Raw genomic sequence first — 12,645 nt, 5'->3', positions numbered from 1 at the left:
TTTATGCATTGTGTCACATTTTGAAACATAACCTTTACCTTCAAAGGGGGATAGTTTCAAATTGTGTGTATTGCTGCTTGATTCGGCGTTAGCTCTACATTATGTATATGTAAAAGCAATGTTGCTTGGCGTGGTTTGGGAGCGGAAAAAATGGACACGAATTTAAAAATTGCTTTATTCACTGCATTTGCAGCACTTGCAGGCATCATCACCTTTGCGACGGTCGCAATCGTCTATTCATAATGGCGTTGTTGCACAAATTGTTGGCTCTGTAGCAGCGTCCTTGAGTAGAATGGTTCGGAATTTAGAACGGCATTCTCTCCGAGGTCGGTGTGCAGAGCTCCAATGTAAAGAAAGGTTCATCACTAACAGTCGATGATCGGTACAAACGTCACCCGTATCTTTCCTCTACGCCTCAACGCAAACTAAGAGTCGCTCTTGTCGCCCAAGGTGGTGGTCAACGAGGTGTCTTTACCGCAGGGGTTTTAGATGCTTTCCTTGAAGCTGACTTTGACCCCTTTGATTTATACATAGGCACGTCTGCAGGCGCACTCAACCTCTCGTCATACATCACGCGTCAACGTGGTTTTGGCTTTCGCTTCATTACCGAATACACCACACACGAACGATTCTTTAATCTGATGAAGTACGTGCGCCGCCAACAGTTTATGGACTTAGACTGGGCATTAGAGGCGGCAGGTCCTAACCATCCAGATGGATTGCGTGTCGAGCAGGCGCAGCAAATTCTTAAAAATCGCAAAGCGTACGCCTGTGTCACCAATACGCATACATTGGAAGCCGAGTACTTTCATCTGCTAGAAGAGAATTATCTCGACGTGTTGAAGGCCACGTGCGCCATTCCACTGCTTTACCCTGAAAGTGTTCAGATTGGAGACCATCACTTTGTTGATGGTGGTGTGAGTGGAGCGATCCCCGCGAAAGAGGCTTACCATCGTGGTGCGGATATCATTGTTGTTATTCGTACAGAGCCAGTGGAAGAGGAAGAAGAGGAGCACCCAGTCGCGCCTGCTTTCCTTGATAACCTGAAATCACGGATGGAAGAAAAGCTGCCACAGTATTTCGAGAAATTTAACGTCGAAGACAGGCTAGAGAAGCTGCAAGATTTCCATGGGCATGTTCAACAGCATGTTCATACACTTAAGACGCGTTATAAAGAAAACCACCAAGAACCAATTTGGCATAAACTCAGAGAAATGGTGCCAGATAAGCTGAACAAGAACGGCGGCAGATGGTTGTTTGGTGGTGAGTCTATTTATCGTCTTCAGGCAATGAGTGGACATCGCGTGAGCGCGGATATGTTTGATATGCTGACGAAGCACTATCAAAGTTACCATGATGCCATCGATTTTATGGCGAACCCGCCGGCCCGCACATTGCTGATGCAAATTGCGCCGGATGCGCCACTTGAAAGCAGTGCGTTACTCAGCAAATCATTCCAATTAAAGCTGGACTACTTTCAAGGGCATGAAATGGGCAGAGCATTCTTAAACCAATATGCCAGTGCGCTAAACACGCTCTCTACCGTCGGGAAGTAGAGACCTACTTTTTCAGGGAAGAACTTTGACTGAATTTGAAAAAATGCAGCAGGGACTGCCATACAGTCCTGCTGATCCAGAACTTACTCAATTTCGTTTTGCTTCTAGAAGGCTTTGTCAGGAGCTCAACGCGGTTGATCCTGCCGACACCGACAAGCAAGACATGGTCATCACCAAGTTGTTTGCGAGACGTGGAAAGGGGGTTGTGATCGAGGCTCCCTTTACGTGTACGTACGGGATGAACCTGAATTTGGGGAACAATGTTGCCTTTGGCCCCAACTGTACAGTTATTGATAGTGGGCACATCGAAATAGGCAATAACGTGCTGATTGGACCCGCAGTTGGCCTTTACACGACGACCCAAGGTTTGTTGCCGCTTGAACAGCAAAATGGCGATAACGAGATCTCATTGCCTATAATTATTGGCAACAACGTAGTAATTGGCGGTAACAGTGTCATAAAAGCTGGCGTATCGATTGGCGAGGGAGCCGTGATAGATGCAGGGTCAGTGGTGGAAGGCGATGTTGAGCATTTGCCGTTGTCGCGGGGAATCCGGCGGCCGTAGTAAGACGCCTGCGTTGATTCGTTACTGGCAGTGGTGCTGGACTTCTGTTACGATTGCCCGCCACATCGAGAGAAGCGTTATATTATAACAATTCTGACATCGATGTCGCAATATAGGCAGTACACCTCGGTTAACGCCGACATAACAGAGTATTACAGTCGATGGCAAAAATTAGAGCAAGAGTCCCGTTGAATGTTGGAGTGGGAAGTAAGATTCCTGCTGAAATCCTGTCATTCGATGGTTTGAACTCGAATAAAGAGCACGTCGCAATCATCTTCCAATGCGCTGACAAACAGCAGGGTGCCCCCCTGGTTCGCATGCACTCAGAATGTCTCACTGGCGATGTTTTCCATTCGTCTCGTTGTGACTGCGGTGAACAGCTAGAAGAAACCATCCAGAAAATGGGTGAGCAAGGCGGTATTTTGCTGTACTTGCGTCAAGAAGGTAGAGGCATTGGTCTTTACAACAAATTGGATGCGTATGAATTGCAAAGTCAGGGCATGAACACCTACGAAGCAAACAATCACCTAGGCTTCGCAGATGACCTGAGAACTTTCGAAGACGCAGCAGACATGCTGAAGGCTTTGGGAGTGAGTACAATCCGTCTTATCACGAACAACCCTAAAAAGATCAAAGATATTCAAAGCTACGGCATTGAACTAGAAGCGGTTGTTGGTACAGAAGCTCACCTGAAAGACGGCAACAAAATGTACCTGAAGGCCAAGGTGTCACACGGTAAACACAAGTTGCAGTTGAACTGACAAAGCACAGCATCTAGAACATACTCAAAAGCCCAGCATATTTGCTGGGCTTTTTCTTTGGCTGAATATCACGGCTAGACATAGTTGATGCGCGGTCTAGTTATCTAGGCTTTTCAGGTCTAAAAATACAACATCGGTTCAGTGAAGTAACTCGCAATTGCAGTGAGAGCAATTGGAAGTTTGCAGCAACCCCTCAGTCTTGATCTCAAGTTAATTTAACTGATTGCTATAAAAGCGTTTTTCGAAGATTTTACGCGGAGTTTACTCCTCCAACTTCGAGGCTTAATAATGATCAAAAACAATAAGAAAATTAAACACCTGTTCGCTGTTTCTGCCCTGGCTTTTGCTGTTGCTCAACCGGTAATGGCACATGAGTATGTAGTGACGCCTGAAATGGCTGAAAGCTATGGTTTAACCATGCCAACGCTGACTGCCGATATGGTGAAGATCCCTTATTCCTATCTTGTGTATGGTGGCCAAGTCGAGTTTACCTTGAATGGTGCTGAGTTAAGCACGACTGACATCAACGTACTTCGCAATGCCATCAGTGTTTCAAGTGACAACCGTTTGGTACCTTATCGCGCTACGCCAACCTCTGTAAGACTCCGCGTTTCGGGTGACTTTGACCTGCGTGCGTTGAACTTTGTCGATTTCACCATTGATTCGAGCGTGTTAACGGTGCCACAGGACTTGTCTATTAGTATGCCTGTTGAACACGATATGCCAGCACCAGACACCCCGCATGAAGACGCTAATAAGGTCGCTGAACTGAATGGTGTTTCGGTGAATGCGACGGATTTTCTGTCGGGCTCTGGCAAGGTGTTTACTATTAACTTAAAAGAAGGGCAGTTCCTGCCAGGTTGTACAGACCCGATTGCTCATAGCATCATTAAAACCAGTAATGTACAGGGCATCGTGCGTATCTGGCGCAGAACCAGTAACTCAGTGGACTTTATTGTTGAAGGTGGCTACCACACAACCAGCAGTGGTAACTGGAATTTTGAATTGTCACCAGAAACAACCACTCTGGCAAGACACTTCACGTAAGTACGCCAATCATTCATTAATCTTCTTAAAACCTCTATAGAAAGCACTCAATGAGTGCTTTCTTTTTGTTCTAAATTTACGCATTAGAAAAACTAATCCTTTCTATGATTTCTTATCGTGTATGAAACACGGGATTTATGTTGTTTAAGTCCACGCTGGCCACTAATATCTGCGCAAAATCCTGAGGGGGATTGAAATACACTGTCGCTTTCTCCAATAAAGTCCTTTTTCGTTCGTCTCCCTCGCATAAAAGAAACTTGGTTAATTTTGCTTGCTTAGGGAGAACTGGTGATGTCCTCGACAACGCCTTTGTCCAAAATTCTTCTCATGATCATCATCTTGGCTGCTGTCGGTCAGATGACTCAAACGATGTATGTTCCGTCTATGGCATTGATGGCGGACGACTTCAGTGTGTCTCCAGCACTACTCCAAGCTGTTATGGCTTGTTACCTGATCCCTTATGGTTTGTCGCAGTTTGTTTATGGCCCGCTGTCAGATCGCTTTGGCCGTAAGCCGATTATTCTTGTTGGTCTCGCGATCTACCTGGTTGGTACGATTGCTGCGTTATTCGCTGATTCGTTCAATATGTTTTTGGCAGCGAGTGTGATTCAAGGTGCAGGTATTGGCTGTGGCGGTGCGATGGCGCGTACGCTGACACGCGATTGTTTCGAAGGCAGTCGCCTGCATCGTGCTAACAGCTTGGTGAGTGTGGGTCTGATCTTCTCGCCGCTGGCTGCGCCCGTGATTGGTGGCATGCTAAGCACCTACTTCAACTGGCAGGCGAGCTACGTGTTCCTGCTGGTGTTGGCGGCGGTGGTATACCTCGTTATGTCACTGTACTTTGAAGAAACATTGCCAGAAGAAAAGCGCCGCAATGACTCTGTGGTTAAGCGCTACCAATATGTAATGAGCAATCGCCAATTCCAAGGCTACCTGATTTGCCTGATTGCTGTGTTCTCTGGCATTGCGGTTTTTGAAGCGGCTGCAGGTGTGATCCTTGGCAGCACCTTGGGTTTAAGCGCGGCAATGGTGAGCTTGCTATTCGTTCTGCCACTGCCAGGTTTTATGCTGGGTTCATGGCTATCAAGTGTGATTGAACAGCGTCTGTCTGCCGCGAAGTCTTTGGTCATTGGTACGGTCGTTCTTATCATCGGTTCGCTAGTGGTGTTCGTTCCCGGTATGAATGGCCTAGTCACAATAGAAACACTGATTGGTGGTGCGTTCATTTATTTCCTAGGTGCAGGCATTCTGTTTCCTTCTGCGACGACAGGTGCTTTGTCTCCGTTCCCACACCACGCGGGTACTGCGGGCGCGGTATTAGGTGGTGTGCAAAATATGGCTGCGGGTTTCTTTACACTGATTGCCGCAAAAATGAGTGTCAATGACCAGTTTTCGCTAGGCGCAATTCTTTTGGCTATGGCGGTTGTGACGGGATTAGGGCTTCTGATGTGTAGAAACAGAAAAGTGGCTCCGGATTTACCCATCACAGCGTAAAAAAGCGTGGTTGTTTTCTAATCGCTAACCGCAGGAATTACAAAAGATATTCCTGCGGTTTTTGCGTATTACCCGTCTGTATTCCGTTTTATCAACTATGAAATCTTAAGTTTTTGTTCATTTATCATTTGCGGCAACGCCGGATTTGGTGCAGTCTGTACGACCTGCGGCGGAGACTAGAGAGGAAAGGAGGCCCCGATATTGCCCCGCCAGGCTAATAATAATAGGCGGTATAGACAAACATGAATGCAAACACTCAGGCAACTTGGCTTGGTCATCCTCGCGGATTGTTCCTGCTCTGTGGTACAGAGTTGTGGGAACGTTTTTCCTTCTATGCAATGCGCGCCATTCTGGTGCTTTATCTCACAGACAAAACCATTAACGGTGGTCTTGGTTGGACAACACAAGACGCACTGAATCTCTATGGTATCTATACCGGCTTGGTTTACCTGACACCTGTGCTAGGTGGCTGGTTAGCAGACAATTTCCTCGGTCAGCGTCGCTCTATCATTATTGGTGGTGCCTTGATGGCGATTGGTCAGTTTACACTGGCATTGCCTAACAGCATTATCGACCCTTATGAGCTGCATGCTTTCTACGTTGGCCTTGCTTTCCTTATCGTTGGTAATGGTCTGTTCAAGCCAAACATTTCAACAATGGTTGGTCACCTGTACAACGAAGGCGATAACCGTCGTGACGGCGCGTTTACCATCTTCTATATGGGTATTAACCTTGGTTCGCTGCTTGCGGGTATCATCGCGGGTACAGCTTCAACAGAATTCGGTTGGAAAGCTGGCTTCTTGTGCGCGGGTATCGGCATGTTGATGTCGCTGTTGATCCAGATGATCTTCGCGAACAAATACCTTGGCAGCATTGGTATTGAACCAGCAGCGAAGAAGCAACTTCGTGAATCTGGCGCACAACAAAAGCAGCCTCTGACGAAAGTAGAGCGCGATCGCCTCAAAGTTATCGTTGTGATGAGCATGTTCGTGATCATCTTCTGGGCGGGCTTTGAACAAGCAGGCGGCTTGATGAACATTTACTCGCAAGAGTACACAAACCGCATGATTGGTGCGTTTGAAGTACCAGCGGCATGGTTTCAATCGCTGAACCCATTCTTCATCATTCTACTCGCTCCAATGTTGGCAGTATTCTGGCGTCGTCTAGGTGCGAATGAGCCAAGCTCACCGATTAAGTTCGCGATGGCGATGGGCTTCTTGGCGATGGGCTTTGTGTGCATGGTGGGTGCAGCAATGCAGCAGGGCGGAGACATGTCAGTCAAAGCGTCCATGTGGTGGCTGGTAGGTGCGTATTTCTTCCATACTCTGGGTGAACTATGTTTGTCGCCAATCGGTCTGTCACTTATCACCAAACTGGCACCACTGCGTCTGATGTCAGTGATGATGGGTACCTGGTTCTGTGCAAACGCCGTCGCAAACTATGTTGCGGGTCTGATTGGTAGCCACGTCGGCGATGCGGGTCCTCTGGCAATCTTCGGCGGTATTGCAGCAACTGCAGGTGTTGCAGGTATTCTGTTGGTACTTTGCTCAAGCAAGCTGGTTGACTGGATGCACGGTGCAGAAGGTACGAAAGCATCTGCGGAAGAACAGAAAGAGCCAACACCAGCTACTGCGTAATATTCAGTACTGTGTAACTACTTAGACAAAAAGCCATCCTAGTGATGGCTTTTTGCTATATCCGCGTATTCAGTGCATTCATTTCCATACCAAGTGTTAAATCACTCATTCTTTCATCACGCTTACGTATTGTTTTGGTGCTCATTACTTTCTAATGCTGATCCATGCTTTCATCATGATCGATTAAAAACTTTCCCTGCCTTGTCCTGAAAATCCCCTTATTTCTCACTTATAGTCTTGATGCGATGTGGCTAATCAACCAGTCTGAGTGCCATATGAAACAGGGCATACGTCAGAAGTTTTGTGGTTTCGTGGCCCTCACAAAAAGCAAGCAATAGGACGAAGTAGAGCAAAAGCCAAACCTATCGTGAGGTGGGGACGGAAAGTTACAGGTCTCTCTAAGCAGGACTAGAGATGGCTGGGCTACCTCGAGCTGGTTAGCATACGAGGACAAAACTCATGGCAACAATTACGGGTACCAACGGATCTGATACGCTGAATGGCACATTGGGAGATGACACAATCACCGGTAAAAACGGTGATGATACGATTTACGGTGATGTAGGCTCAGGTGGTGGCTCTTCAAACACTGGCGCAGTGTTCGTGATGGGCAAGGATTTCACCATGAACAGTGGTAATTTCCACACTTGGTCTTTCCCTCCAACACTGAACTTTACCGGTTCGACATCCACAGTGAAATACAACGATGATGATGGCCAATTGAATGGCGATGACCGTTGTAATGAATACTCTGATGACAAGTCACAATCTGTCGAAATTGACGGCCAAGAATACGGCGTAAATGTCGATTACAGCCTGAAATACTGCGACAGCGATGGCAATGTTTACACCTTTGCGATTGTGGATGTTGACCTTGATGGCAACGGCCATCACTACTCAAATCTGGGCGAAAACGGGAAAATCCTGATCCAGATCGATGGTCCTGAAATTACATCAAGCACCGATCTGAGCATCGTACCTAACTCTTACCAAAACGTTTCTAGCCTGAACTACGATGACATCACAGAGCCAACGACCGTTGATCCGTCAGTCGGTGGCGATGACAACATCTCTGGTGGTAATGGCAATGACACCATTTACGGCCAAGGTGGCGATGATTACATCGAAGGTAACAACGGCCAAGACAAGCTGTTTGGCGGCGATGGCGATGATGTAATCTACGGCAACACGGCGTCTCCAAACTTTGGCGGTGGCGATCCATGTGTGACTGTTTTCCAAATGGGCAGCGACTTCACCATGCCGAAAGGCGGTGAGTTCCACACTTTCTGCTTCCCACCAAAACTGTCGTTTGATGGCGGTTCGACTAAAGTCACTTTCCAAGACGATGATGGCGTACTGAATGGCGACAACATCTGTAACGAATATTCAGACGACAAATCTCAAACCGTTACGATTGATGGCAATACCTACCCAGTCAACCTTGATTACACGCTGAAGTACTGTGATTCGGACGGTAACATTTACACCTTCGCGATTATTGATGTTGATTTGGATGGCAACGGTAATCACTACAACAACCTGAGCGAAAACGGTCAGTTGTTGCTGCAAATCGATGGTCCAGAGATCACTGACGCAACGGACCTGTCGTTGGTGGCAAACTCATACAACAACATTAATTCACTCGACTACGAAGACATCGCCGAAACTGAAACCATGATGGCGAATGACGAAGACTACATCGATGGCGGTGCAGGTAATGACACCATCTATGGTCAGTGGGGGGATGATGAAATCTACGGTGGGGAAGGCGATGACCTGATCTACGGTGGTACGATTGGTACGCAAACTATCGATTGTGACCCAACAGCGAAAGTCTTCATCATGGGTGATGATTTCACCACACCAAAAGGCGGTGAGTTCCACACCTTCTGCTTCCCACCAGAGTTGGCGTTTGACGGTGAATGCACAGAAGTGACTTTCCACGATGACGACGGCGTACTGAATGGCGATAACATCTGTAATGAATACTCAGATGACAAAACCCAGACAGTGACCATCGGTGACAAAACGTACAACGTGAATCTCGATTACACCCTTCAGTACACGGATGGCACAAACACCTATAAGTTTGTGATCATTGATGTGGACTTGGATGGCAACGGTCACCACTACCACAATCTGGCTGAAAACGGCAAAATCTTGCTGCAAATTGAAGGCCCAGAAATCACAGCATCTACCAATCTTACGTTGGTCGCGAACTCTTACGACAACATTCGTGAGCTTAATTACTCTGAGTTTGCTGACACTACCAAAACGGTCGAAGTCAGCGACAAAGATACCATTCATGGTGGTGAAGGTAATGACACCATCTATGGTGGTGATGATGTCGATTACATCTACGGCGACGAAGGTGATGACACCCTCTTCGGTGGTAAAGGCGATGACTTCATCTACGGCGGTGAAGGCAACGATACCCTGCTCGGTGGCCCAGGTAAGGATGAACTTTACGGTGGCGCAGGCGATGACATCTTGAATGGTGGCCCTGGCAGCGAAGTAATGATCGATGGTGGTACAGGTGTTGATGAATACATCGGTAGTAACGGCGATGACACCTTCGTGTTCGGTGCAGACGATTTCGTTGGCCTGACAACGACCAATCCAGCTGGTCAGACAGTGAATAAGTCGATGTACAACGCGGATAATGGCTTCGACAGAATGCTGGTAAATGGTGATGCAAACGTGGATTTCACCGGTGCGTCGTACCAGACTGACCCGAATGTGAAAGGGAACGTGATGGCGCAGATTGAAGCGGTTATCGGTGATGACGGCGATCAAGATGTGACCATTAACCCTAACGAAATCTGGGCGCAATCAGACGTACCGTTTGGTGAAGAGCTGGGTATGCCGGATGACTGGGATGGTTTCGTTGCGCATCTCGGTGGTGGTGATGACTCGTTCAACCTCGTTGGTCTGCCATGGAGCTTCGATGAAGATGGTGCTGTTAACGCGCCGCTGTCTGCAGAGATGATCAGCATCATGGGCTTAAATGATACGCAGGTTGGCGAACTGAAAGCATATGTGTTCACGCACGATACGCAAGATCGCACCATCACAGTGTGGACGGATGCAGAAAGTGTCACCCTGAACGGCGATGACATTTTCTAAGTTGCCAAAATAGATAAGCAAAAGGCTCACCACGGTGAGCCTTTTTTTGTGCCCGCAAGGTGGCAGTTAAAGATTAATTCAACGATTCGTGTTCAAGATACAAAAGGGTGGCAGCCATGCGTGATTCGACGCCGAGCTTTTTGAGCAGGTTTTTCAGGTGAACTTTTACCGTTGCTTCAGAGATGTAGAGGTGTTCGCCGATTTGTTTGTTTCGAAACCCTTTGGAGACTTGCTGAAGGATTTGCATCTCACGTTCCGTCAACACGCTTAGCGGCGAGGTCTGATCTTGAGTGCGGTCCAGAAACGCCTTCACTTGCTCGCTATATGCCTTTTCACCTTTCATCGCCGACTTCAATTTATCGACAATATCTTCAGGTTCGCTGTCTTTTAATAGGTAGCCATCGGCTCCCGCTTGAACGATTGCGTGAATATCGTTGGGGCTGTCCGAAACGGTCAGTATAACAATGGTTGAGGTGCAGCCGTCCGAGCGCAACGCTCTCAGGGTATCAAGGCCCGATAAGCCTTTCATATTGAGATCAAGAATGATCAAATCTGGTTCGTGGCGAGCCGCCTCTGCGATGGCATCTGCTCCCGAACTGACTTCAGCCACGGAGCCAATCTCAGGCTCAAACTTCAGTAATTGCGCCAATCCCTTTCGCATTAGCGGATGGTCATCAACCAAAAGGACATTCCAAGCGGTCATTGTTATCTCCAGCAATTTATTTCAGCGAGAACGTGAGAGAGACTTTGCACCCGTTGTCAGGTGAAGACACTATACTCAGTTCTCCGCCAAGTAACTGCGCGCGTTCTTGCATAATGTTTAAACCATAGTGGTCAGGTTTTTCTTCACTCAAAACAAACCCTTTTCCGTTATCAATAATGTCGATGTGGGCAAATTTGTTGTCCTGGTGACATTCAATCAGTATTTCGTCCGCATCCGCGTGTTTTATCGCATTCGAACAAGCCTCGCGAATGATTTGCAAAATGTGCATCTGACGCTGCGCATCCATTGAAACTGCATCAATGGAAGAGGAAACGGTAATCGGGGCAGCTATCTGCGTTTGTAGCGTTTTTACCATTTCGTTGAGTGCTAAGCCAAAGTCACTGTTCGTGAGTGACAAACGGAATGCATTCAACAGCTCGCGGAGCTGGTTATAGGCAATGCCAAGTTGTTCATTGATTTCGTTAGCTATTTCGTCGCAATCCTCGTTACCAATCAATTTCAAATGTCGCTTCAACAACGTCGTTTGAATTTTAAGATAGGACAGGGACTGAGCAATTGAATCGTGCAGTTCACGTGCGAGCGTTGCACGTTCTTCCATTACAGCTAAGTGTGTAGCCTGCTTTTGGGCGTGATTGTAGTAGATACCGCGCGCCATGACAGACGCTAAATTTGATAGCAAAACAGTATCTGCGGTTTCTATGTCCCCTTGCCATTCGAGGGTACCGAGAGGCTCACCATCTAGCTTAAGCGGTTGCGCGTACCAAGATTCGTCGGATGCGTCTCCGGCTTCTAATTCCCACTCAGACAGGTTTGGGTTATTGACTCGTAAACGCAAGGCACGCACACCATCAGCTTTCAAAGTAATTGCCAACATATTAGAAAAGCTCTTTCTTGTCAGAAAGCTCGAAGAGAGTTGCGTGGAACAGTCATACAGAACATTCAAGGCGCGGTTGGCTTTGGTGAGTTTCTGCGTTTTTAACTCTATCTTGGATTCTAAGTCGGTGTAGAGTTCTTTGAGCTCGTTTGCCATCAAACCGAAACTGTCGGAGAGGACACCCAGTTCATTGCTTCGTGCAGTGGGCAGTTCGACATCAAACTCGCGGTTTTGAATGTTCTGGCTTGCTTTCACCAACTGATTCAGAGGATTAACGATGCGTTTTTGGGTGTAGTGAATCAGGAATATGACGACGGCCAGTATTAGCCCCAAGCCGACACTGCTGACTAACGCCAGCACCTGAAGCTTGTTTTCTGAATGTTTTTGCAGCTCAAACACGAAGCGGTCAATCTCATTAACGAAGAGCCCCACTTGTTCGAGATAGAAATTGCGGTCGGGTCCTTCTAGCTCGGGTCTTAGCTTGAGCCATTGGGCGATCAGCAAATCATACCTCACACGAATTTCTTCGGGCACGGCGAGGTTATCCAGCAGTTGAAGCTCCGGTGAAAAGAGGGAAGTTTCAAACATCTGAATGTGTTCTGGGTAACGAGGTGAGTCAGTCACGATGTCGTAGGCAATACGGTAGCTTTGCATACGCAAAGAACCGGAAGTATTGACCGCTGCGGCGTCATTGACTCGACGCCAAGGTGATGATAGAGAAACCTGTGATGATGACTGCAAGGGTCAAAATAGTCAGCAGGGCACGGGCGACAGTCGTCGTCACAGAGTTTTTCACGGTTGCAGTTGTGTTCAATTTGGGTTTGCTCATGACACGGATACTTGCTTTGATTTCGCCATAAT

Annotated in this window: 11 protein-coding genes and 1 riboswitch; of the genes, 8 read left to right on the top strand and 3 right to left on the bottom strand. The window is 47.5% G+C overall.

Features of this window, described 5'->3' with window-relative positions; genetic code table 11:
* The first annotated feature begins 150 nt into the window (after positions 1–150).
* The 8 genes from cydH (at position 151) to ATN88_RS16650 (ending at position 10,186) form a co-directional block, all read left to right on the top strand.
* Complete coding sequence (gene cydH, locus ATN88_RS25860; RefSeq protein WP_157490739.1) at positions 151–243, top strand: cytochrome bd-I oxidase subunit CydH; 93 nt, start codon at positions 151–153, stop codon at positions 241–243.
* Between the two features lie 89 nt (positions 244–332).
* Positions 333–1,556, top strand: coding sequence for a patatin-like phospholipase family protein (locus tag ATN88_RS16680; RefSeq protein WP_067418410.1), 1,224 nt, complete (start codon positions 333–335; stop codon positions 1,554–1,556).
* A gap of 43 nt (positions 1,557–1,599) precedes the next feature.
* Positions 1,600–2,121 carry a maltose acetyltransferase domain-containing protein gene (locus tag ATN88_RS16675; RefSeq protein ID WP_232313345.1) on the top strand — a complete coding sequence of 174 codons (522 nt, stop codon included), beginning with the start codon at positions 1,600–1,602 and terminating at the stop codon, positions 2,119–2,121.
* A 161-nt stretch (positions 2,122–2,282) separates the two neighbouring features.
* Entirely contained in the window at positions 2,283–2,882 is a 600-nt protein-coding gene (locus ATN88_RS16670) for a GTP cyclohydrolase II (RefSeq protein WP_067418407.1), read from the top strand.
* Positions 2,883–3,170: 288 nt separating this feature from the next.
* Positions 3,171–3,929, top strand: coding sequence for a hypothetical protein (locus tag ATN88_RS16665; protein WP_232313343.1), 759 nt, complete (start codon positions 3,171–3,173; stop codon positions 3,927–3,929).
* A 291-nt stretch (positions 3,930–4,220) separates the two neighbouring features.
* Positions 4,221–5,423, top strand: coding sequence for a multidrug efflux MFS transporter EmrD (gene emrD / locus ATN88_RS16660; RefSeq protein ID WP_067418405.1), 1,203 nt, complete (start codon positions 4,221–4,223; stop codon positions 5,421–5,423).
* Between the two features lie 242 nt (positions 5,424–5,665).
* Complete coding sequence (locus ATN88_RS16655) at positions 5,666–7,060, top strand: peptide MFS transporter (protein ID WP_067418402.1); 1,395 nt, start codon at positions 5,666–5,668, stop codon at positions 7,058–7,060.
* Between the two features lie 345 nt (positions 7,061–7,405).
* Positions 7,406–7,491: riboswitch (cyclic di-GMP riboswitch) on the top strand.
* Positions 7,492–7,519: 28 nt separating this feature from the next.
* Positions 7,520–10,186 carry a calcium-binding protein gene (locus ATN88_RS16650; RefSeq protein ID WP_067418399.1) on the top strand — a complete coding sequence of 889 codons (2,667 nt, stop codon included), beginning with the start codon at positions 7,520–7,522 and terminating at the stop codon, positions 10,184–10,186.
* 73 nt (positions 10,187–10,259) lie between these two features.
* Here ATN88_RS16650 and ATN88_RS16645 read toward each other — a convergent pair whose 3' ends face one another.
* Genes ATN88_RS16645 through ATN88_RS27570 form a run of 3 tightly spaced genes read right to left on the bottom strand, consistent with a single transcriptional unit; the run spans position 10,260 to position 12,613 of the window.
* Entirely contained in the window at positions 10,260–10,889 is a 630-nt protein-coding gene (locus ATN88_RS16645) for a response regulator (RefSeq protein WP_067418397.1), read from the bottom strand.
* A gap of 16 nt (positions 10,890–10,905) precedes the next feature.
* Entirely contained in the window at positions 10,906–12,525 is a 1,620-nt protein-coding gene (narQ, locus tag ATN88_RS16640; RefSeq protein WP_232313341.1) for a nitrate/nitrite two-component system sensor histidine kinase NarQ, read from the bottom strand.
* Positions 12,473–12,613: a hypothetical protein gene (locus ATN88_RS27570; protein WP_232313351.1), complete on the bottom strand. Its 141-nt coding sequence runs from the start codon at positions 12,611–12,613 to the stop codon at positions 12,473–12,475. The genes narQ and ATN88_RS27570 overlap by 53 nt, the downstream gene beginning before the upstream one ends.
* Positions 12,614–12,645: the final 32 nt, after the last annotated feature.

It is taken from the genome of Enterovibrio coralii (assembly GCF_001559595.1).
Classification (GTDB): Bacteria; Pseudomonadota; Gammaproteobacteria; order Enterobacterales; family Vibrionaceae; genus Enterovibrio; species Enterovibrio coralii.
This window is presented reverse-complemented; position numbering and strand designations above follow the sequence as displayed.

Excerpts from the sequence above, each read along its gene's own strand:
- ATN88_RS16645 (WP_067418397.1), bottom strand. The coding sequence starts at position 10,889 with ATGACCGCTTGGAATGTCCTTTTGGTTGATGACCATCCGCTAATGCGA.
- ATN88_RS16650 (WP_067418399.1), top strand. The coding sequence starts at position 7,520 with ATGGCAACAATTACGGGTACCAACGGATCTGATACGCTGAATGGCACA.
- ATN88_RS16670 (WP_067418407.1), top strand. The coding sequence starts at position 2,283 with ATGGCAAAAATTAGAGCAAGAGTCCCGTTGAATGTTGGAGTGGGAAGT.
- cydH (WP_157490739.1), top strand. The coding sequence starts at position 151 with ATGGACACGAATTTAAAAATTGCTTTATTCACTGCATTTGCAGCACTT.
- ATN88_RS16665 (WP_232313343.1), top strand. The coding sequence starts at position 3,171 with ATGATCAAAAACAATAAGAAAATTAAACACCTGTTCGCTGTTTCTGCC.
- emrD (WP_067418405.1), top strand. The coding sequence starts at position 4,221 with ATGTCCTCGACAACGCCTTTGTCCAAAATTCTTCTCATGATCATCATC.
- ATN88_RS16675 (WP_232313345.1), top strand. The coding sequence starts at position 1,600 with ATGCAGCAGGGACTGCCATACAGTCCTGCTGATCCAGAACTTACTCAA.
- ATN88_RS27570 (WP_232313351.1), bottom strand. The coding sequence starts at position 12,613 with ATGAGCAAACCCAAATTGAACACAACTGCAACCGTGAAAAACTCTGTG.
- ATN88_RS16655 (WP_067418402.1), top strand. The coding sequence starts at position 5,666 with ATGAATGCAAACACTCAGGCAACTTGGCTTGGTCATCCTCGCGGATTG.